This window comes from Stenotrophomonas sp. SORGH_AS_0282 (genome assembly GCF_030818125.1).
Lineage (GTDB): Bacteria > Pseudomonadota > Gammaproteobacteria > Xanthomonadales > Xanthomonadaceae > Stenotrophomonas > Stenotrophomonas rhizophila_A.
Genome location: NZ_JAUTAB010000001.1, coordinates 505,904 through 527,298 on the forward strand (window position 1 = coordinate 505,904; position 21,395 = coordinate 527,298).

Consider the following 21,395-nt stretch of genomic DNA (forward strand, 5'->3'; position numbering starts at 1 on the left):
GCGTGCCGCTCAACAGGGCGCGTCCCTCTAGTGGCCTTATCCACGAAGGCCGGTGGCGCGAGACTACGCACATGTGCCTACGCACCTTACAAGGACGGCCTTTCAGCGCCGAGTCGATGTCATGATGAACCCCGAGAAGCGTTTCCGTTTGTGGATGTCCACATGCCTGGCAACCGCCGTGGCCGCCTTTGCCTACTTCTTGATCGCTGACATCCACATGCCTATATCGGCAGACGCACGCCTGATCTATCGCGTCACCCAGGTTTCTCCCGAAGTTAATGGTCGGGTGGTCAGGGTCGCGGTCGCGAATAACCAGCGTGTGCAGCGGGGTGATCTGCTCTTCGAGATTGATCCGCTCGTATACCGCAATGCCGTTCAGAATGCGGAGCTACAGCTTGAGCAGGCCGTCCAGAGCAATGCGGAACTGGATGCCGCAATCGCAAGCGCGGCCTCGCAGGTCAATCGGGCCCAGGCGCAGTACCAGGACGCCGAACGTGAGCACGGCCGCTTCCGGCTTCTGTCCAAGGAGGGCTTTGTCTCACGCGCGGCCTTAGACAAGGCCGAAGCCCAAAGCGTGACCGCAAGCGCCGAGCTGGAGGCCGCACGGGCCGCCCTGCAGGCCGCAAAGGTTCGTCGCGGTAGCGCCGGGGAGCAGAGCCTGCGGTTGCGGCTTGCCCACAACGCCTTGGCCAACAGTCGTATCGACCTGACCCGCTCAAAAGTGACCGCGCTCGAACCGGGTGTCGTCAGCAACCTCCAACTGGAGGCTGGCACCTACGCGCAGGCCGGTGTGCCCAGGTTGGCATTGGTCAGCACCTCCCCACAGCTCCATGCGGATTTCCGTGAAAAGTCCCTGCGAGGGGTTGCCGCAGGCACTTTGGCGGAGGTTGCGTTTGACGCATTACCGGGCTTGGTATTCAAGTCCGAGGTTACGTCGCTGGAGCCAGGCATCGCCGACGGCCACATCGTTGCAGATGGCCGCCTTGCCAGTCCTGACCATAGTGATCGCTGGCTGCGTGATGCTGAGCGGGTCCGTGTCAACCTCAGGTTGCTCCAATCTCCCCCTGTCCAGCTGATGTCGGGCGCCCGTGCAACCGTCCAGCTTCATACCGGGACTGGAGGCGTGAGGCTATGGCTTGGCCACGCCCAGATTCAGTTCGTCAGCTACCTGCACTATGTCTACTGACGCGATGCCACCTGCTGCAGCCGGTGCCGTCGATGTGGCCGGATGGCGCCAAGCCTGCCGGATGACGGCGGCCAGCGCGGCCTGCCTCTTTCTAGCCAAGGTAATGGACTGGCCCTATGCCGCGTTCTTCGCGGTTTACCCAATCCTGCTGTTGGGATTGGTACCCGTCTGCAACCTTCGCATCTTTGCCCAGTTCGGCGTCTCCAGCCCGGTAGCGATCATGATGTCAGGCATGCTAGCCATACTAGGGAACGTCTCGCCCTACCTAGCCAGTCTGATCTTCGGGCTCTTTGCAGCAGGGTGTTTCACGCTGATGGCCAAAGGAACCTGGTTTCTCGTGGGCGCGCTGTCGCTTGTTTCCACCTCGATTCTCGTCCACCTGGCAAGCTACCCACAGATCGACGGCGACATGCTTAAGACGGCGCAGTTGTTGGCCACGTTCGTCGCGATCATTGCTTCGCTGCTTGTCCACGCCGCTTTTCCCGAGCGTAGGGCAGCACCTGCCCCCCCGACGCCGGCACCTGCCGAGCGGCCGCAGCGGATCGCGCTGGGAGCACTCTGCGCGACTGCGTCGTACATCGCGTTTCAGCTGCTCGACCTTCCCGATTCGCTGTCTGCCCAAGCTGCGACGGTACTCGTACTGTTCCCCATGACGCTCAGCGCAGGGCGCAGGGCGTCGTGGCAGCGCGCCCTAGGCACGCTTGCCGGCTCTGCCTGTGCCCTTGCATCGGAGCTGCTGCTGCACGCGCACCCTGGAAACCTCCTGCTGCTGTTGAGCCTGTACGTTCCCGGCCTACTCTACTTCGGACTTATGCATGCGCGTGAACGCGCCGGACCGGCCGTTGGCTTGGCCGCGGCGACTGCGCTTGCTGTATTGGCCGGCCAACTTACTCCCGACGGAGACATTATTGGAACGTCGCTGTATCGGTTCTCGTCGGTAGCGGTGGCGCTGGGCACCACGCTACTTTTCATGTTTGTGGTGGACACTTGGCTGTCCGCACTCTTCCGCGCTGGGACCGCCGAAGAGCGCGGCCGTCGATGAAGCGCATGTTGATCTGGACTTCCGTGGTTTTGGCGGCAGCACTGGCTGTGATGCTCGGCGGTCTTCTGCTCATTGACGAGGTCGCACCGGCAGCGACCGGCATGCCCGGCTACGCGCTTCCAGTGCAGTCTGCCGACACAGCTATCGACCGCGATCTGGCGCCCTTGCTTGCGGCCCATCCAGGTGAGACTGGCGCAATCTTTCTGGCCGACGGACTGGATGCCTTTGCTGCGCGCGCGATAACCGCGCTGAACGCCGGCCGCAGCCTCGATCTGCAGTATTTCATCTGGCGCGACGACATGGCGGGCCGGCTGCTGGCGCGCAAGGCATACGATGCAGCGCAGCGCGGTGTCCGCGTGCGGATTCTGCTCGATGACATGAATGCCTCCGGGCTGGACCCATACCTGCTCGCCATGGACGCACACCCGAACATAGAGCTCCGACTGTATAACCCGCTTCGCAATCGAAAAAGTGGTTGGCGTGCTCTGGAACTGGTGCGCCGCGCGATGACGATGACTCATCGAATGCACAACAAGGCATGGATCGCGGACGGTCGCGTGGCGATCATCGGTGGTCGCAACATCGGCGAGCAGTACTTTAGTGCGGATTCCGAGATGAACTTCCGGGACCTTGACCTGCTACTGCTAGGACCGGCGGTATCGCAGGCGAGCTTGATCTTCGACGACTACTGGAACAGCTCCGCAGCGATTCCGGTCGGTACGCTCGGCAGTCGTGGACCGGAGGCCGTGCGTACGCTGCTCGAAGGGGTGTATCGCGATGCCGGAAGTGCGGGCGCAATGCGCTATCTCGCGCGCGTGGCAGATTCCCATCTGATGAGTGCGCTCCATGACAGAGCCCTGCAGCCTCATTGGAGCCCCAGCATCCAAGTCGTCGCCGACCCGCCGCTGAAGCTGTCGGGCGACAACCACGCCCAGTGGCTGGTGGCGCGGCTTGCGCCGATGATCTCCGGCGCTGGCAGCGAAGTGATGGTGATCTCGCCCTACTTTGTGCCTGGCGAGGACGGCACCACGCTTCTCGCCGCCGTGGGTAGCCGTGGCGCGCAAGTCAGCGTAGTTACCAACTCACTTGCGGCGAACGATGTCTCTGCAGTGCACAGCGGCTATGCAGTCTACCGTAAACGTCTCCTGCAACTCGGCGTTCACCTTTACGAGCTGCGTGGCGAGGCTCAGGCGCATGCGCAGGCGGCACCGGCGTACTTCGGCAAGCGAGCCAGCCTGCACACAAAGGCTTTTGTCTTGGACGGGACCCGTGGTTTCGTTGGGTCCTTCAACATCGACCCCCGGTCGAAGAACCTGAATACGGAGATGGGGGTACTGTTCGATGACCCCGACATGGGTCGTGCGCTTCGCACCGAATTCCTTCGCTTGGCCACGCCCGACCTTAGCTACCAGCTGTCGTGCAGCCGGAATGGCGAGTTACGTTGGCGCGACGGAACACGACAACCGGCCGTCATGCTGGAACAGGAGCCTGATGCCGGACCATGGCGCCGTGCGCTGGCGCGGGTGGCCGGCTGGTTGCCGATCGAGTCGCAACTATGACTGCGATGCAGTCGATCGAAGGCCTTGACTCATGGCTTGCTTGGGCCGCACGCGCCGGAGCGGCGCACCATAGCTCGCTGCAATCCTGGTTACGCTGCGCCACGGCGGCCTACCGTACGCTTAACGCGTGCACGGAGGGCCGTACAGATGCAGCCGCAGCCCTGCTGACGCGGTGCACGGAAAGGGTTCTTCTGCAGCTGCTTAAGGAACACTCCGGTGGGTGGGCCGCAGGGCCGGTCGACGTCGGTGGTACGCGCCTGCTGCTGGAGTTTCGCCGGGTTCCGCAAGTCGTGCAGGCACCGGTTAGACTCAGGCTGGCCAGTGACCTGTCGATGGCCGCGTTTGGCGGCCAACGGTACGGATACCCAGGTTTCGGGGTTCCGTTGGCCACGCTGTCCTCGTACGGGGGAACCTCGCCCCAGGCGATGCTGCAGCCGCATTCTGGCGCCTTTCGCAATCTCACCTCATGGATCGAACCCGACCTGCGCGATCCGCATGGGCCCCTGCGGTTGGTCCTGGCCGACCCGCAACGAACCCCCAATGTTTCCGTGGGCGGCTGCACATTGACGCTGGCTCGAGATACTTCTGCTGCCTATGCTTGGGCTATGCAGGTTTCCAACTTGGCGCGCAAAGGTGTGTGGGGGCTACTGGGCGGCCGCCAGATACGCGATAGAGTGGGCGTGTTCTTGCTTGATGACTATGATCCTGCCAAGCGCCCACTTTTAATGATCCACGGCCTGGGTAGTATTCCGCTTATCTGGGCGCATCTCACCAATGCGGTGTGGGGCTCAGATGACCTGCGCGCCCGCTATCAGGTATGGCAGGTGGTCTATGAAACCGACCTTCCCCTGTTAGCAGCGCGTTCGCGCATTCATGAGTATCTGCAGGAAGCATGGAACGTGCTCGATCCGGGCGAAACTGCGCCGGCCCGAACGCAGATGGTGCTGGTCGGGCACAGCTTGGGAGGCGTGATTGCACGGTTGCTGTGTGTCGACAGCGGGGAAGGTCTGTGGAACGCCGCCTTCGCGGTGCCGCCCGTGGCGCTCATGGCCAGCCCCAGCGATCTAGACAAGGCTACAAGCGTCTTCCGATTCGCCGCCCATCCCGGCATCGCGCGCGCAGTCTTCCTTGCTGCACCACACCGTGGTGTCAGTACGGCCATTGAGCTGGACCACCTAAGCAGTTTACTGATTCCCCGACGCGCCCCTGAAGTATTGGCATTGCGCCGGATCGCACGTGCAAACCCTGGAGCGATACAGCCCACGATGCGTCGTGCGCTATTGCAAGGTTGGATCAACAGCGTCGCCACATTGCAGGCGGACCATCCCGTGCGGATGGCGACGGAATTGCTCCTGCCGCCCAAGAATGTCCAGTATCACACCATTGCCGGCGTAAAGGCGGGCCTCGGAAAGCAGACCGACGGTATGGTGCCGCTGGACAGTGCAATCATCCCCGGCGCCGAGTCGTCGCTGGTAGTGGGGGGCAGCCATCACCTGTACGACAGCCCGGAGGTCATTGCCGAGGTCGTGCGGATCCTTCGTGAGTAACTCCAGAGGCCCCAGGGTCCGCGTCCGACAACATCAGCGTAGTCGGATATTGCCCGACCTGAAACGGTCGATCAGACCATGCAGAAAAGATAGAAGTGGGGTGATGTCTGCTTCTGGCCGAAAGCGGACCTTGCGCGCTCTTGCGGATTAGGACGATTTATCGAGGATGGGGCGGAGGTCCACCCTTGGCCTTGGCCGGAAACATGAGCCTCGGATGAGAGTGATCTTCTTCAGGCGAGGCTTCTCTTGGATAGTCGAAAGTTTTGTGGATACGAACTGCCCCGAGTATGAGCTGAGGGACAGACTCACCGAGATGGCGTGGTAAAACTCATCCGAACTCACTCCCAGGCATTAGCCGTATGAAGATCCCTGCCGACCTGATAGGCGCCCTCACCGGCCCCACCGCCAGCCTTACAACGGATGTGGCCTCGGCAGTATGGGAAGCGGCGCTAGACGAGAACGTCCTGGGTAAGGTGCCCGTAGTCTCCGTTGTGCTTGCCGTACGTCAGGGAGCGGCGGCGATAAGTGATCGTTTGTACGCCGCAAAGGTAGCCCGGTTCCTGGTCGGCGTTGAAAGCCTATCGGCCAGCGAACGCGCTCGTGTCGTCGACGAACTCGCTGGAACAGAAGCAAAGCGAGAGCGGTTAGGCGAGCTGCTGCTGGACAAGCTCGACCGTGCGGACCCACTACACAAACCAAAGATGCTGGCCGATCTGTTCGTCGCCGTTGGAAGGCGCAAGATTCCGGCCTCAGACTTCGATCGCCTTTCAGACATGGTGCTCAGCGTATTCCTCGGCGACCTGAGGGATCTCGCCGAGAGGGGAAGCATAGAGGATGTCACTGAAAGCCGCCGTTTCGCACTTCAAGCCGCCGGCTTCCTCGCATGGGAGGTTGACGCGGTGTACGCAGGTGGAGGAGCAAGCTTGAAATGGTCAATCACCACGGACGGCAGCACTATTCTAGCTCACTGCCCACTAGGCAATAGTTGAGCGTCTGCACGCTCGCATCAGGGTGCAGATCAGCGCTGACCAAGCTCCGCCTGCCGTGATTACTCGTACCCCCGCCACGCCTCTTGAGCGGGATGCACACCACTTGCGGCCCCGCAAAAGTGTGGACAAACGCGGATAAGTTCGTGGCGAGTTCTCCACTCTGATCAGTCGGCACTGGCGACCGGTGGCAACGGATGGAGTTTCGCCCTCGCGTAGCAGAGCATTGGTGGGCGTCCGTTTCTGGCCGGAAGCGGTCGCGGTCGCAGCGGCGCGCACAGAAGGCATCTGTCCAATACTAGGATTTGGAAAACTTATAGGGGCTGGGAAGCGCTGAATTCGAGCAGAACCGTACATCAGCGCGACATGCACATTTCCTTTCGGAAGACCTGGTCAAAGGGCCAAGATTGCGTCGCAAAGCCGGTCAAGTGTGGGGCAGGCGCCCCCTCGGGCATGCGAGGCGGCAAGCTTCTTCTCCACAAACATCGTATGCTTATTCACGTCAGCAGCAAACCCACAATGCTGGCGAGATTCATTCATTACCTGTCCAAAAGCCGCCTGTCCGATCGAGTTGCTTAGCTCAGCATCGACGATCCTTGAAAGCTCATCTGGCCACTGGGCATGATTGAGTCCCCAGCTTGGATCGTCGGGGAAGAGCGGGGCTTGGTCCAAGCCCAGTATGCGCAACAAGCGGCGATTATCCGTTGTCTGGGCTGCATGAGCCGCTTTCTCACGGTCGCCATCAAAGATGACGAAGACTGGAATTTTCAACTCTTGAGCAACGATGAGCGGCCTTGCTAGGTTGCTCTTTCCTTCGGTTGGGACTATATGAACCCCTTGACTTCGAAACGTGTTTAATCGCCCTGTCAAGACCATCCAAGTCATTAAGTAAGCGGCATCCTCCGGGCCTTCAACCAAAACCAACTTCGTTGCGAAGAACATTTCGTTGATGCCGCCCCTCAAGGCCTGATTGAGCTGTGTCTCTACAGCTGAGAGCTGCAGAGGCGCTGCTTCATCCACCTCGGCGAAGCGGTCGGAAAATCGCTGGCGATTCAGTGCAAAAGTAACTGTCGCACGTGTCTGTGGAGCTTTTCGGAACAGGCGGACCATTTCAAAATTCGAGCCGTCAACGAAGTACGGACTATGAGTCGTGCAGACCACCTGAGAGCCGCTCGTGGCCAATTGCTGAAGTACCTGTGAAAGGTATCTCGCCTGTGGAGGATGTTGATACAGCTCCGGTTCTTCCACGCCCAGGATCAAAGTCGGGGCATCATCTCCCGGCATGGTGGCCAACTCCTGAAGCAATGCAAGGAGATAGGATCGCTGAAAACCGTGCCCAAACCGCGCCAAGTCGCCTTCAAAACCTTGTTCGCCTGCCAATACCTTGGCCGTTGGCGTCTTGATGTTGATTGGGATGCTGTTCCAGTTTATCTGGAGCGTAACCTCGGGGTGCGACCACTGGCTCAATCGGCCAGACAATGCAGTTGCCACCTCGTCCAAGACGCCCTGATTGGCGTCCATAAGCGCTTGGTACTGTTGCTGAGCGGCATGCTCTATAGCAGCTAGGTCGGTTTTGAAATTCACCCGAGCATGGACTGTGCGAGCCAAGAGTTTACCTAAAGCCCCGGCACGGCTCTCTGACTGTTCGTCGGTGGCGTCCTTCACCGCTGGGACATAGACCCATTGGATGAAGGGCCTGAGCTTGGATGGCCCGGCAATACCGTAAAACTGATCCGTGCTGCGCAAGGGCGTTAGCAGGTGCGCGTTCGCCGGATCACCTTCATAGGCGCGGAGGGCATCCCGTCGCGCATCCTTTGATCTACCTGCGGGGGCAGGTATCCCTGGATACGCTTCTTTAAGTTCATCGAAGATCTGCGTGAGATCCCCCGCGGGCGCGCCGGACTTCCATGCCTCAAAGAATCTGGCAAAGTCTGCAATCGCCATGCGACTGCCCGCCTGCTCGACGACAGCCCTGCCTTTCTCATCTTCAAATCTAGCGATAGCAGAAACTACAAGCTCACCGTTACGGTAGTAGTCTTTCAAGGCTTCTTGAGCGCGGGGAGACAGTTCATGAAACGTGACTGTTATCTCGACGGGCTCGCCAATTCGCCTCTGGTGAAAATCTTCTGCGGCTAGAGAGTCGACGGGGGTCGCATTGGAGTCCTCGCAGAAGAAGACATTCAAGGCACTAAGAAGGGTGGATTTGCCCGCGCCATTGGGGCCTAAAAGGCAGGTATAGGAATCAAGTGTGATGAGTTGATCTTCAAAAGATCTGAAATTCTTGATTCGAACAGACTTAATTCTCATTGCGCCCCCTGGGCTCTGAGTACCACTCTGGATGCTATCGTCCCACGCGAGGGGCTGACCTGCAAATCCCCGCCTTCTGGGATCGTTGCTGGTCGACAGCGGCCATCAGTGGGCAGCAGATCAGCAAGATCCATTGGGGGCTGGGGGCGCTTTTTACCTAAGGAGAAGTTGAGCCGCCTCTTACCAAGCATTAGGTCAACCATCAGACGGTCAGTCGAACCGGCCATGCATCGGCTTGTGGTCCGAAGCTTGTCGCCCTAAGCTCTTACTGCGTCAACGAAACGCCCCTGTATCCGATACGCTGTGGGTGAAGGATATGGCGGGCTCCGCGGGTCCGGCCACCAGGTTGTTAGGCATAAAAAAAAGAGGATGACATCTGCGTGGAAGAAGAAAAATCGATATGGCTTACGCTATTCATCGCTGCCGTGTCCGGAGGGTTGGCATCTACACTCATTGAGCAGTTTTTCATCGCGCCAATAAGGGCGCACTGGAAGCAACGTAAAGCTGCAAAAGACATAGTTGATGCTCACCTCGACCCGCTATTGAAAGCCGCTGATGCGATTGTCGGCAAGACGGTTTCTTTGGCAGAAAGAGACTTCGTGCCGCTTGCAGGGCAATCTGGTAACGAGACTGACACCGACCTTGTTGGGCTCGCGTATTTATATGCGAGCTTCTGGGGTCGGGTCGAAATCTTGAGGGCAGAAAGCTTGGGGGTCTCAATATCCGGGGATGCGCGCGGGAGAAAACTGAGTAAATTCATCACATGTTTCGAGTCACAGCGTATCCGATTGGTGAACAGAACGCATCAGAAGGCCATTGGTGAGATCACAACAGACCTACTGGCTGGTGGCGGCTTGCGCACGATCGGGGTCGTTGAGTTTGGCGAGAAACTAGCTGGCAGCAGATCTGCAGAAAGTTGGTGTCAACCTTTGACCGATCTCCTTGCGAGAACAAGCGATAGATCGACACGGCAGAAATTGCTTATCTATGGGGTTGTCCTGCACTCACTGGTGGACACCCTAGATCCCGATCATCACTCCACTCACAAGCGCTCTTCGTATCCGAATAAGCTGACTAAAGAATCGAAGCGAAGGATTAAATACTTGGTATTCCGCGAGTACCTGCAAGGAACAGGCGCAGTCAATACATACGCAAACCCGGAATAAAAAATGGCGCCCGCCGACTACGGCTGCTAAGCAGCGTAGTCATTGGGCGCCGTCTACAACCCGTTTATACCATGTCGTTGTGACTGAGTTCAACCCCACGGGGGCTTTGGCTTCTGGCAGGCTGCCTAGCCATTTGGTCAGACTGATGCCTCTTCCCCGCAGGTGGAACACCCCGCAGCTTACGCCGGCCATCGAAGGTATAACCTCGTGCACGTCGACCAAGTGCGCCAAGCTCCAATCCAGCATGGCCCTCGGCAGCCGAGTCGGCCGGCCAGCGTGCGGGGCGCCGGTTTGGTGGCCAGCGCACTCGCACCCGGACAGTAAAGGATGAGCCAGAGAGCGACACCGCCCCCGCCGGTGCGTGCCTTGGCACGGCACCAGTACGGCCGATACGGTGGCGGCCTAGCCCGAGACGTCCGCTTCTGGCCGAAAGCGGACGCCCCGCTTGGGACGGGGTCGCTGGTCCCGTGGTAACGTCCGCTTCCGACCCAAAGCGCACTTATGGACTCGTAGACTCATGGAGCCAAGCAAGATCGATCCGGCGTGGCCAAATGCCCTTCGTTGGTTTCTCAGTCAGGGACTGGCCCGGTTCACGCCATGGCACTTTTTGTCCGACGCTTCTGATTTTGCATTCGCTTCCCGCGCATTCCAGCGCGAGGACGTAAGCGGCGGAGAAGTCTTTGTTTTCGCCAGTCGACAGGATTGCGACGACTTCGCGGGGCTACTAATAGTTGATGGCCGCATCACAGATCGGGTCGTGTACTTCCATCCTGTTTTTGCCGACAGCAGCCAGCCATCGCCTAGGACATGGAACATCGTTTGCGACGCCTACGAAGACGTGTTCGAGTTCGTCAAGGCGAGGGTGATTGAGGATATGAAAGAATGGGCGCTGTTCGAAGACGCTGCGGATCTTTGAGCAACGTCCGCTTCTGGCCGAAAGCGGACCTTGGAGGGCGTGGCATTAGGGATGCATCGTGGGTAGGGCGGGTGTCCATTTCCAGCCGAAGTAAGACACATGCGGGGAACTAGGGTCGCACCCCGCATCGTCCTGCACATCAAACATCCAGCTTCAGCCAAGCTACCAGTGCCGTGAATGCGGGCGAGGGCTGCCGGCGGTTCGGGTAGTAAAGATGGTAGCCGGGGAAGGGCACGCACCACCTGTCCAGCACAGCCACCAGCCTGCCCTGCGCAATGTGCTCGGCTACCATCGGCTCCGGCGCATAGGCCAAGCCCAGGCCGTCCAGTGCGGCATTGATTACGTGGGTCATGCTGTTGAAGACCAACGGTCCGTCGCCGCGTACGGTGAATTCCTTGCCCTTCTCTTCGAACTCCCAGGCATAAATGGCGCCGTTTGGGCGATGCCGGATGTGCACGCAGCGGTGTCGGGTGATGTCGGCGGGCTTCCTGGGCTTGGGATGCTTCTGGAAGTAGCCGGGAGATCCAACCACCACCAAGCGCCAATCCGGTCCGACCCTGACAGCGATCATGTCCTTGCTCAGCGCTTCTCCGAGCCGGATGCCGGCGTCGAAGCGCTGCTCCACCACGTTGGTAAAGCCGTAATCCACGTAGAACTCAAGCGTGATGTCCGGGTACTCGGCCAGGAACCCGGCAAGCCGTGGCCGGATGATGGTCTCCATCGAATCATCCGTGCAGGAGATCCGCAGCGTTCCCGCCGGCCGGTCGCGCAGGTCTCCCAGCGCTTCCACGCTGGCACCGATAGCCTCGAAGTGCGGCGCGATGGAGCGCATAAGGCGCTCGCCCGCCTCAGTGGGAGAGACGTTGCGGGTGGTGCGGGCCAGCAGGCGAATGCCCAGGCGCTCTTCCAGCAACCGCATCGAATGGCTCAGCGCAGAGGGCGTTACCCCAAGGCGAACGGCGGCCTTGGTGAAGCTCTGCTCCTGGGCCACCACCAGAAAGGCTTGCAGATCATTGGTCTTCACGGCGCTCATGGACCAATTGTGAGCTCAACTCAACAATGCTTCAACTTTCAGCCGGCTTATCGCGGTAGCGGGCGGAGCCTATCGTGGCGACCTCAGTCCCCCCAAACGAGGCCGCACTCGCATGAAACCGACCACGTTGCTGCTGGCGCTGCTTGCCAGCTACGTACTTCCGCTTCCCGCCATGGCTGCCGATACGCCTGGGGCAGCACGTCCCGCCGGGGCAGACAACTTCTACCGCAGCCCCACGGTCACTGGTGAGCGCGTCAGCTTCCACAACCAGTACCAGATGGAAGTGGTGGGCACGCTGTACCGCCCTCAGGGCCTGCCTCGCGGCAGCGGCGCCCCCGCCGTGGTGGTTGGCCATCCAATGGGCGCGGTGAAGGAGCAGAGCTCGCAGCTCTACGCGCAGAAGCTGGCCGAGCAGGGCTTCGTTACGCTGACAATCGATCTTTCCTTCTGGGGAGAGAGCGCCGGTGCCCCGCGGCACCTGGTCGCGCCGGAAATCTATTCTGATGACATCAGTGCGGCCGTGGACTTCCTCAGCACGCAGTCCTTTGTGGACCCGGATCGGATCGGTGGCCTGGGTATCTGCGGCAGCGGCAGCTTTGTGATCAGCGCCGCCAAGATCGACCCGCGCATCAAGGCCATTGCCACGGTGAGCATGTACGACATGGGGGCGGCGGCACGGCAAGGGCTGAACAACGGGCAGTCGCTGGAACAGCGCAAGACGGTAATCCAGTCCGCCACCGACCAGCGCTTGGCCGAGTTCAAGGGCGGGGCAGCCGTGTACGTGCCTGGCACGGTGAACAAACTCGATGCCGATACACCTGCCATCCAACGCGAGTTCTTCGACTTCTACCGCACCCCGCGCGGCGCCCATACGCCAAAGGGCGAGACGGCCGAGCTGACGACCCAGCCGCTCTTCAGCAGCCTGGTCAAATTCATGAACTTCTATCCCTTCAATGACATCGAGACCATCTCGCCCCGGCCGATGCTGTTCATTTCTGGCGACGCCGCGCATTCCCGCGAGTTCAGCGAAGACGCATACCAAAGGGCGGGCCAGCCGAAGGAGCTCTACTGGGTGAAGGGTGCGGGGCACGTGGACCTGTATGACCGTACCAACCTGATTCCCTTCGAAAAACTGACGACGTTCTTCCAGCACGGTCTGGCCGGGAAATGAGCCGCACCCACGTGAACGCAGATCGCGCCAACTGGGGGGGCGTGCTCGCGATGACGCTGTGCGTCTTCGCGTTGATCGCCTCCGAATTCATGCCGGTGAGCCTGCTTACTCCCTTGGCGGCAGACCTGGGCGTGACCGAAGGGCTTGCCGGGTACGGCATTGCCATCTCGGGAGCCTTTGCGGTGCTGACCAGCCTTTCGATCTCCCGGTTGGCGGGCAACATGAACCGACGAACGTTGCTGCTGATCCTCACCGCGTTGATGGCGGTGTCGGGTGTGGTGGTGGCCCTGTCTCCGAACTATCTCGTCTACATGACGGGGCGTGCACTGATTGGCGTGGTGATCGGTGGGTTCTGGTCACTGTCTGCCGCAACGGCCATGCGGCTGGTGCCCGCCCCAAAAGTCCCGCGCGCCTTGGCGATATTCAACAGCGGCAACGCGCTTGCAACGGTAGTTGCGGCGCCATTGGGCAGCTATCTAGGCGGCATGATCGGCTGGCGCGGTGCTTTCCTCTGCCTTTTGCCGGTAGCTGCCATAGCCCTCGCCTGGCAGTGGGTTTGTCTGCCCTCCATGCCCGCGGAGAGGGGGCGTTCACAAGGCGGGCTGGTCGCGCTGTTCCGGCGGCGTGTTGTGGTACTTGGCATGCTTGCCTGCGGTGCCTTCTTCATGGGGCAATTTGCCCTGTTTACCTACGTGCGGCCGTTCCTGGAGCGTGTGACCAGTGCGGGAACGTCTGCTGTACCGCTGGTGCTGCTGGCTATCGGCGTAAGCGGCTTCGTGGGCACGCTCGTCATTGGCGTGTTCATCAGGGGTGGGCTTTACCGAACGCTGGTGACCATTCCAGCCTTGATGGCGCTCATTGCTGTGGCCTTGGTTCCACTGGGGCCCGAACTTTGGCCGACCGCCGCACTGCTCTCGGCATGGGGCCTGCTGGCAACGGCCGCGCCGGTGGGCTGGTGGAGCTGGCTGGCCCGCACTTTCACTGACAACGCAGAGGCCGGCGGCGGGCTGATGGTGGCGGTGGTGCAGTGCTCCATCGCACTCGGTTCGACCGTGGGCGGACTGCTGTTGGACAGTCTCGGCTTTGCCAGTACGTTCCTGGCCAGTGCTGGCCTGTTGCTGTGCGCCGCGCTGCTCGCTTATGCCACGGCGTCCTACCGGACGACCACGTCGGGGCCGGTGGTCGCTGTGGAGGCCCGGGGCTGATGAGGTGCGTTACATCGATCACAGGAACGCTGCTTTGCCTCCTGCTGGCATTCGGGGCAGTAGCGGCATGTTCTGCCGAGCCCATTCATCACGCCATTGCAGCCAGAAAGGTAGAGTCAAACCCGGAGATTCATTCAATGAAGATTCGACTGATCATCAACGATCAGATGCTGTCGGCCACCATGGAAGACAGTATCCCGGCCCGCGAGTTCATCGCCCAGTTGCCACTGACGCTGCAGCTTGAGGACTACGCCGCGACCGAGAAAATCGCGCAGCTTCCCCGCCGTCTCAGCGTGGCGGGTGAGCCGGAGGGAGTTACGCCGGCGGCGGGCGACATCGCCTTTTATGCGCCGTGGGGAAATCTGGCGATTTTTCACAGGCCCTTTGCGTACTCGAAGGGTCTGATCCGACTGGGTCGAATCGAAGGAGGACTACAGGTCCTTCGCACGGAAGGGCCGCTCGCGGTTCGGATTGAGTCCGACTAGCCGTTGTTTGCATACCCAACACACCACAAAGAGGTGAGCTACATGGAAATCAAACGCCTTGGCACCCAAGCGTCCATCAAAGGATCGACGGACTGGTTTACGGGCACGGTCCGCGTCGATCCGCTCAATGCCGCCCCTGCGCCATCGAGGGTATCCTGCGCGGCAGTCACCTTCGAGCCGGGCGCGCGCACTGCGTGGCACACCCATCCGTTAGGGCAGACGCTTATCGTTACTGCCGGCTTCGGTTGGACACAGTGCGAAGGCGGCCCGATCGTAGAGATCCGCGGGGGGGACGTGATCTGGTGCCCGCCGGGTCACAAACACTGGCACGGTGCATCGCCCACCACCGCCATGACACACATCGCAGTCCAGGAGGCATTGGATGGCAGGAACGTTGACTGGCTGGAGCATGTGACCGAAGAGCAGTACCTAGCCGGACCTCCCGCTGCTGACGCACCGGCCCGCTCCGACGGAGGCGGCTGACATGTTGGTTCGATCTGCGGTTCGCGGGCTCTTGGCCCTCTCTGTCTGGGCGCTGCTTGGCCTTCCCCATAATGCTCAAGCTGCGGCGCCCGAACAGCAAATCACCACAGCCGAGAATCAGGCTTCGATGAATGGTCCTACGGAGTACTTCACCGGCAGAGTGCGCATCGACCCGCTCTGGCCCGCGGACCCGGGCATCACCGCCTCCGGCGGGCTGGTGACGTTTGAGCCGGGTGCACGATCGGCGTGGCACACCCACCCTGCGGGCCAGCGGTTGGTGGTCACCTCTGGCGTCGGGCGCGTGCAGGAGTGGGGTAAGCCCATTCAGGTCGTTCGTTCCGGCGATGTAGTGTGGTGCCCGCCGGGGGTGAAGCACTGGCATGGAGCTGCCCCCGGTATGGCGATGACCCACCTCGCCGTAACCGGCGTGCGCGATGGTCAGAACGTAAACTGGTTGGAGAAGGTGACCGATGCCCAGTACCAAGGCGATTGATTGGAAACGGCGGTCCAGTCGTCTCGCCTGTCTGATGGGTGCGGCGATGTTTGCCTCCGGTCCGGGACAGATGGCTTTCGCCTACGAAGGAGCAGCTATGAACGTCAAATCAAACGGGGGTTCTACCACCGAACTGGACACCCGCCAGCAAGCCATTATTCCGATCAGCGCCTCAGCAGCGGCCGGCAACATGGAGAGCCTTCGGGGCGCGCTGAATCAAGGCTTGGACGCGGGACTGAGTCTGGCCGAAGCACGAGAGATCCTCGTGCAGGTTTACGCCTATGCGGGCTTTCCGCGGAGCCTGGACGCATTGAGCGAACTGATGAAGGTGGCGGAGGCACGCAGGCAGAGGGGCATCCAGGATGAAGCCGGGCGCGAGCCCGGCAAGCCGATTCCCAAGGGCGACGCGTTGCTCGCTGCAGGCACCGCGAACCAGACCAGGCTGGCTGGTGGTCCGGTCTCAGGGCCATTGTTCGATTTCGCACCGCAGGCAAATGAGTATCTGCGTACGCATCTCTTTGGCGACATCTTCGAGCGCGACAACCTTGATTGGCAGAGCCGCGAGCTGGCCACGGTCAGCATGCTGGCTGCCATGTCCGGGGTGGAACCCCAGTTGCATTCTCACATACGAATCAGCATGAACATAGGCGTACGCCCTGAGCAGTTGTCCAGGCTGGCCGATGTTCTCGAAGCCCACTCCAGCGTGGAGGCTGCCGAACGTGTCCGCGTTGGTATTCAACGCCAGCTCAACGCTCAGCAGGATTGATCTTCGGGAAAACTCTGCGCCGAGCGGCACGCGCACATTGGAGGGTTGATTGAAAAGGATACTCATCGGAATCTTGATCGGCATGGCTGCGTGCTCCTTCAGTGTTGGAGCTGAGGAGGTGCAGATGACACGGCTGTCAATGATCACCGTAAACGCGGAGCATCTCCCTGCTTATCGAGACGCCCTGGCTGAAGAGGTTCGCGCCTCAATGGAGATTGAGCCAGGCGTGCTGTCGTTGTACGCCGTCTTCGACAAGGACGATCCGACCAGACTGACGATTCTTGAAATATATGCGAGTCGGCAGGCATACGAACAGCACGTGAAGAGTCCGCATTTCCTCAAGTACAAGAACGGGACGCTGCACATGGTCAAGTCCCTCGAGCTGGTTGATGTTGATCCTCTTCTGCCGGAGCTGAAGATTAAGTAGCAGTGAACCTTGCTGCGCGGACGTGTGATACGCCAAGGGCTATCTTTCATTCACGGCATTCCGCCGTCAGTACACCGGCCCGACAGCCCTCCATTGACCGATTCATTGAAAGTGACCGGAGTCCGCTACTGGCCGAAAGCGGACGGTGGGCGTGGCAGGTCGCTGCGTTGGATCCGCGGCTATGCATTTCATCCTACGAGCGCATCAGTGCGTGTGTTTGCCACTAGCAGGGCTCAGCGAAGTGCCGGCTGTAAGGTGGTTGTTGCGCGCAGTGGTATTGTTTGGACCTCGGACAGCTAACGGGGAGCAGGATGCCTCTACATGCCATTGCCTATTGGAGCCAAGTCGTACCCGACCTCACTCTTGACAAGGTGGATCACCTCGCCCGGGATGCCATGGTGCATAACCTGATCATGGACGTCACGGGAGTCCTGCTGACCGACGGAAACCGGTTCCTGCAGTACCTTGAGGGTCCCGAAACGGCGGTAAAGCAAAACTACAGGCGAATCACTAACGCCCGAAGCCATACCAGAATGGTGGAGCTGGGACGCAGCACGGGGAGGCAGAGGCGGTTCCCATCCTGGCCCCTGCGTTGGCTCCTGGTTGAGCCCGAAGATATCAGGCTTGCCATCGTCAGCGATTGGCGGGGCTTGGCCCATCGGAAGGAAGTTGATGTGTTCCAAGTACGCGCCGGCATAGAGCGCCTCACCCAACTGATTGACCCCTTTCTGGGGATTGAGATACCTGATTTCGGCGATCCTGTTTGAGATGGCGCTCCGCAGCCCCACCGTCTTAGGGGATGCATGAGAGCTTGTGCTGCGACGGGGCACAAATGGTCGGGCTCTCCCAGCGCAATAACGGAAGAGGGTGGTTTGTCGACCTGTGCACCCATCGCTTGGATGAGCGCGGCATGCACCCACTTGTCGTGCACCCCTTGGTTTCAACGCGGATGAACGATCGCAGCATCTCATCCGCAAGGGCAGCGAAAAATCGGGTCCAAGTATCCGCTGGCACAGCAATGTCGGATAGGCCCCCCGACCATAACCTCATGTGCGCCGCTCGCAAGCGCCGGGACGGCTGCCTTCAACAGCCCGAGCCAGGAGGCCCAGAGCGACCCAGAACGACCCGAAACTGAGCCTCTATCCTGGCAAATTTTTGATTTCAGAGAGCTTTTGTAACTGCTGAAGGTGGTCGGGGCGTCGCTTGGCCAGCCACCTAACAACCGCCGGGTTGTTAAGCAAGGAGCTTCCGACGTGGGTTTTGATTATTTCCAGTTGGAGGCTTGCCGGGCCAAATCCCTCCTGTAGCGTCTCGGTATCTGCCTGCAATGCGGCCAGCTCTTGTTCCAAGCGCTTCAGTGCCTCACTTGGTGTGGCATCTGTCTTTCTTTGGGCGGCTTCCGGAACCAGCTGGTCTGGGGAGCTGTTGCGCAGGAGGGCCACTGCCAGTCGAGTCGAGTAGGTGTTGAGATTCACCATGGTTTGCGCCACATCGATCTGCCGCATCGGCTTCATCTGTCGAAGCACGTTGAACATCCCTGAGGTTGCCGGCTTCTCCGCCAACAGGACAATGGCTTCAGGGCAGATGCCGTCGAGGAGCCTGAACTTGGCCCGGATGGTGTTGACTGACAGGTCCAACGCCTCGGCGAGCTGGGCAACCGACACCCCGCCCTCGGCGGCCTTCAGGATCATCTTGTGCGCCTGGATCACCGATAGGCTATTGACCCGCTTGTTGTAGGTGTAGCCCTCGTCGTCCGTGGAGATGAGGCACAGTGCCTTCGTTACCCCTAGATCTCTGAGTGCCTCAAGCCGCATATGGCCATCCAGGACAAGAAAGCGGCCGGGCTGGTCACGGTCCGTGGTGACGATGATTGGCTCAACAATGCCGATGGTCTCGATGGACTTTACGATTTGACGATACTTCACGGAGGCCTTGGCACCGCCAGGTAACGCGATGGCCGCCCTGAGCAAGGAAAGGTCCACGTCGACGCAGTTCTTCTCGAACGCTAATCGCAACCCTGTCCCCTTGGCGCTCATCGGCGGGCTCCCTTTGCAGGGACGAGGTCCGCGAGAGGGCGGGGCACCGTCGTTAACTTCTGCGCCTGAAGAAGCGCGACGAACTCCTCGTCGGCATACAGCTCCTTAAACACTTGCCTGGCAACGAGCAGCGATTGCTGCACATACTCGGACTTCATCTGGATGCGTTGGTGGGCTTCCACGTCTCGCTTGTAGAGCTTGGCAAGCTCCTCGCGACCCATGGGCTTACGCGGAGCACCCTTCACAAAGTCATTCTTGGCCTGCTTACCGCTCCGGTTCCGATGCTCTAAGATCTGGCGAATCCGGAAAATTTGCTTCCCTCGGAGGTCGCCTTTTTCATAGGCGTCTTGAAGAAGCTGCTGTGTCTCAACATCGGTCGCTCGAGCGATGCCTACAGCCAAGTGAAGCGGTATGTGCCCGGCTTCGGCAGCAGCGAGCAGGCGCTTCTCTCCCTTCTGCAGGAGCGTGGTCACATTGTTGACCCAGGATGGTGAGCATCCCAACTTCTCAGCGACCTGGGAATCCGAGTAACCGCGCTCCCGGAGGAGGCGCACATGCTCTAAGGTTTCCGCGGCGCGGGGAGTCCTTCGGGCTACATTTTCCACGATGCTCATGACGTGCGCGGTGCTTTCATCCACATCGATGACGAAGGCCGCGATTTGCCGATGCCCTAGAAGTCGGCAGGCTTCCATGCGCCCCTGACCGCAAACCAGCGCGTAGGGTTGGCCGTTTGGGCTCTCTGGCCTGCGGCGGACGGTGATCGGCCGCTTAAGGCCAATCTGCTCGATGCTCCGAACGATAGCCTTATGTGCACGATCGTTGCGGGCGCGCGGATTCGCGATTGCGATATCGTCGATTGCCAACATCACAACTTCCGATGAAGTCGAGTGATTGGACGGAGGGGACTTCTTCATGCGCTCTCCTTCAGCGGCGCTCGGCCGGCCAGGTGATAAAAGTTGTGGAGATCGTCCGTGCGATACAGGTCCAGCCACAGCCCGTTGTTGTCCAGCCTCGGCTGATCTGATTGACTAAAATCCAGGGAAGGGAAGACGTAATAGTCGTAAGGGACTCGGTTGTCAGCGCACAGTCGGGTGACGAGGGTTACGTCGGGCTGGAGGCCGTTCTCGAACCTCATCCGCCAGCGCATTGAGCCTGCCGGGGTTGGCTTGCATGGAGCGACTACGAGTGATGCGGTGAACTCGCCGTTGACCAGCAGCAGGCCTGTATTGCCATGGGGCTGCACGTGCCCGCCAGCCGCTTCGATCTGGCGGCTCATGTTCTCAACTATAGTTGGGTGCATCTTCCGCAGAGCACGATTGATCTCTAAGTAGGCGTAGTCTCGGGCGGGCGTATAGCCAACCAATCTGTAGGCGCGCAAAAGGCTGCCGAAGCGGGAGCGGAATGCCGAGCTAGACGGGAGGGCTTCCTCTTCGTCGATCATCAACCCAGACAGTGCGCCGTGCTTAGCCAGCAGCTGCCGAAGCATCCCTAAGAGCTGGTCGTCTTCGTAGTGCGAGGAGCGCTGGGCGATGATCTCCCGGACCTGGAAAAACGTCTCGATCGGAACGAGGGCTGGGAAGGCGTCAGCTTTCCGCACCCATTCCTCTGGTGGGTTCTTGACATGTTGGGCTTTTAGCTTGAAAGAAGTCCGGTTGTAGATGTTGTTGCCGATGTATTTTTCGTTAGTCAGGATCTGGTGAACGACGCCACGGGACCAAGGCCTTCCGGTCTCCGTTGCAACGTTCTCCCGGTTGAGGATGGCCGCAATGACACGCTCCGGATTGCCTCTGAGGAACAGGTCGTATATGCGGCGGACGACAGAGAGCTCGTCCAGGGGCCCCGGCACAAGGATGACCCGGTCGGTTTGGATGCTCTTATGCTGACCCCGGGCCAAAAGTCCTTTGGGCTGGCGCTGTTCGTCCAGCAGTTGGCGCCTTAGGCCGTAGCCGGCTGTCCCGCCCTGGCGATACCCGTGTTGGACTATCGTGCAGGCACCGCGGAACACTTTCACCGAAAGCTCTCGGCTGTATTCGGCCGCCATGCCCCGCTTGAGGCCGATCATGATGGCAGAGGGCAGGGAGCCGTCGTTCTGGAAGGGCTCGGCGCAGTAGACGATCGCTACGCCCCGCTTTTTGCATGCGTGGACGTAGCTCGCTGCTTCATCCGGATCAGGAAACCTCCCCCAGCGGCTCACGTCGTAGACCAAGACGAGTTCAAAATCGCGGCCGGGTCCTTGGACATCGTCCAGTAGCCGTTGCAGGCCGGGCCTGCCCTTCAGGGTTAGGCCGCTCTTGCCAGCGTCTTCGTAGGTCCGAACGATTTCAATGCCGTGCGCCTTCGCGTATTCGGCGATGGCCGAAGATTGGTTCTCAGTCGAGTAGCGTTGGTGCTCGGTCGACATGCGCACGTACTGCGCCGCGCGAAGGCCTCTGGCCCCGTTTTGTGGTTTGCTTACTTCCGTGTTCTGTTCCAGGGACACAGAAACGTCTCAGTCAGGCCGATAGATCCACTTGACGCTAGGCCGATGCCTTGACCATCACGTGACGGTCGGACTTTGGGTCTGAAGCAGATCATCTTCGTGAGCCTA

General features: G+C 60.2%; 20 protein-coding genes. 15 read left to right on the forward strand and 5 right to left on the reverse strand.

The features are described from left to right. The first annotated feature begins 124 nt into the window (after positions 1 to 124). The 5 genes from QE395_RS02155 to QE395_RS02175 all read left to right on the forward strand — a co-directional run bounded on the left by QE395_RS02155 (position 125) and on the right by QE395_RS02175 (position 6,323). Positions 125 to 1,186 carry an HlyD family secretion protein gene (locus QE395_RS02155; protein WP_306987425.1) on the forward strand — a complete coding sequence of 354 codons (1,062 nt, stop codon included), beginning with the start codon at positions 125 to 127 and terminating at the stop codon, positions 1,184 to 1,186. Beyond that, positions 1,176 to 2,228 (forward strand): DUF2955 domain-containing protein, encoded by a 1,053-nt coding sequence (locus tag QE395_RS02160; protein WP_081797128.1) that lies wholly within the window; start codon positions 1,176 to 1,178, stop codon positions 2,226 to 2,228. Before QE395_RS02155 ends, QE395_RS02160 begins: the two co-directional genes overlap by 11 nt. After that, entirely contained in the window at positions 2,225 to 3,787 is a 1,563-nt protein-coding gene (locus tag QE395_RS02165) for a phospholipase D family protein (RefSeq protein WP_306987426.1), read from the forward strand. The genes QE395_RS02160 and QE395_RS02165 overlap by 4 nt, the downstream gene beginning before the upstream one ends. A 383-nt stretch (positions 3,788 to 4,170) precedes the next feature. Further along, positions 4,171 to 5,334 carry an alpha/beta hydrolase gene (locus QE395_RS02170; RefSeq protein ID WP_306987427.1) on the forward strand — a complete coding sequence of 388 codons (1,164 nt, stop codon included), beginning with the start codon at positions 4,171 to 4,173 and terminating at the stop codon, positions 5,332 to 5,334. Positions 5,335 to 5,693: 359 nt separating this feature from the next. Beyond that, complete coding sequence (locus tag QE395_RS02175) at positions 5,694 to 6,323, forward strand: hypothetical protein (protein WP_306987428.1); 630 nt, start codon at positions 5,694 to 5,696, stop codon at positions 6,321 to 6,323. Positions 6,324 to 6,713: 390 nt separating this feature from the next. On the opposite strand, the gene QE395_RS02180 is transcribed toward QE395_RS02175, so the two are convergent. Further along, complete coding sequence (locus QE395_RS02180; RefSeq protein WP_306987429.1) at positions 6,714 to 8,627, reverse strand: AAA family ATPase; 1,914 nt, start codon at positions 8,625 to 8,627, stop codon at positions 6,714 to 6,716. 380 nt (positions 8,628 to 9,007) lie between these two features. Between QE395_RS02180 and QE395_RS02185 the strand changes: the two genes are divergently transcribed. Together QE395_RS02185 and QE395_RS02190 are read left to right on the forward strand one after the other, a co-directional pair. Beyond that, positions 9,008 to 9,793: a hypothetical protein gene (locus tag QE395_RS02185; RefSeq protein WP_306987430.1), complete on the forward strand. Its 786-nt coding sequence runs from the start codon at positions 9,008 to 9,010 to the stop codon at positions 9,791 to 9,793. A 517-nt stretch (positions 9,794 to 10,310) separates the two neighbouring features. Further along, complete coding sequence (locus tag QE395_RS02190) at positions 10,311 to 10,709, forward strand: hypothetical protein (protein WP_306987431.1); 399 nt, start codon at positions 10,311 to 10,313, stop codon at positions 10,707 to 10,709. A 139-nt stretch (positions 10,710 to 10,848) separates the two neighbouring features. On the opposite strand, the gene QE395_RS02195 is transcribed toward QE395_RS02190, so the two are convergent. Further along, positions 10,849 to 11,742: a LysR family transcriptional regulator gene (locus QE395_RS02195; protein ID WP_306987432.1), complete on the reverse strand. Its 894-nt coding sequence runs from the start codon at positions 11,740 to 11,742 to the stop codon at positions 10,849 to 10,851. 112 nt (positions 11,743 to 11,854) lie between these two features. Here QE395_RS02195 and QE395_RS02200 point away from each other — a divergent pair, with 112 nt between their 5' ends. The 8 genes from QE395_RS02200 to QE395_RS02235 all read left to right on the forward strand — a co-directional run bounded on the left by QE395_RS02200 (position 11,855) and on the right by QE395_RS02235 (position 17,539). Beyond that, positions 11,855 to 12,913, forward strand: a complete 1,059-nt coding sequence (locus QE395_RS02200) for an alpha/beta hydrolase (RefSeq protein ID WP_306987433.1) — start codon at positions 11,855 to 11,857, stop codon at positions 12,911 to 12,913. Continuing rightward, complete coding sequence (locus tag QE395_RS02205; protein ID WP_306987434.1) at positions 12,910 to 14,118, forward strand: MFS transporter; 1,209 nt, start codon at positions 12,910 to 12,912, stop codon at positions 14,116 to 14,118. The genes QE395_RS02200 and QE395_RS02205 overlap by 4 nt, the downstream gene beginning before the upstream one ends. A 137-nt stretch (positions 14,119 to 14,255) precedes the next feature. Next, positions 14,256 to 14,603, forward strand: a complete 348-nt coding sequence (locus QE395_RS02210; protein ID WP_306987435.1) for a cyclophilin-like fold protein — start codon at positions 14,256 to 14,258, stop codon at positions 14,601 to 14,603. Positions 14,604 to 14,645: 42 nt separating this feature from the next. Then, positions 14,646 to 15,086, forward strand: coding sequence for a cupin domain-containing protein (locus QE395_RS02215; RefSeq protein ID WP_306987436.1), 441 nt, complete (start codon positions 14,646 to 14,648; stop codon positions 15,084 to 15,086). A gap of 1 nt (position 15,087) precedes the next feature. Then, positions 15,088 to 15,579, forward strand: a complete 492-nt coding sequence (locus tag QE395_RS02220; protein ID WP_306987437.1) for a cupin domain-containing protein — start codon at positions 15,088 to 15,090, stop codon at positions 15,577 to 15,579. Further along, positions 15,557 to 16,345, forward strand: coding sequence for a carboxymuconolactone decarboxylase family protein (locus QE395_RS02225; protein WP_306987438.1), 789 nt, complete (start codon positions 15,557 to 15,559; stop codon positions 16,343 to 16,345). The genes QE395_RS02220 and QE395_RS02225 overlap by 23 nt, the downstream gene beginning before the upstream one ends. Positions 16,346 to 16,394: 49 nt before the next feature. Beyond that, positions 16,395 to 16,772: an antibiotic biosynthesis monooxygenase family protein gene (locus QE395_RS02230; RefSeq protein WP_306987439.1), complete on the forward strand. Its 378-nt coding sequence runs from the start codon at positions 16,395 to 16,397 to the stop codon at positions 16,770 to 16,772. Positions 16,773 to 17,083: 311 nt separating this feature from the next. Then, complete coding sequence (locus QE395_RS02235; protein ID WP_068852063.1) at positions 17,084 to 17,539, forward strand: BLUF domain-containing protein; 456 nt, start codon at positions 17,084 to 17,086, stop codon at positions 17,537 to 17,539. Positions 17,540 to 17,911: 372 nt separating this feature from the next. Here the strand turns inward: QE395_RS02235 and QE395_RS02240 are convergent, their stop codons facing one another. Genes QE395_RS02240 through QE395_RS02250 form a run of 3 tightly spaced genes read right to left on the reverse strand, consistent with a single transcriptional unit; the run spans position 17,912 to position 21,287 of the window. Continuing rightward, positions 17,912 to 18,808 (reverse strand): plasmid partitioning protein RepB C-terminal domain-containing protein, encoded by an 897-nt coding sequence (locus QE395_RS02240; RefSeq protein WP_068852060.1) that lies wholly within the window; start codon positions 18,806 to 18,808, stop codon positions 17,912 to 17,914. Then, positions 18,805 to 19,722, reverse strand: coding sequence for a ParB/RepB/Spo0J family partition protein (locus tag QE395_RS02245; RefSeq protein ID WP_306987440.1), 918 nt, complete (start codon positions 19,720 to 19,722; stop codon positions 18,805 to 18,807). Before QE395_RS02245 ends, QE395_RS02240 begins: the two co-directional genes overlap by 4 nt. Further along, positions 19,719 to 21,287, reverse strand: coding sequence for a recombinase family protein (locus QE395_RS02250; protein ID WP_306987442.1), 1,569 nt, complete (start codon positions 21,285 to 21,287; stop codon positions 19,719 to 19,721). Before QE395_RS02250 ends, QE395_RS02245 begins: the two co-directional genes overlap by 4 nt. Between the last annotated feature and the right edge of the window lie 108 nt (positions 21,288 to 21,395).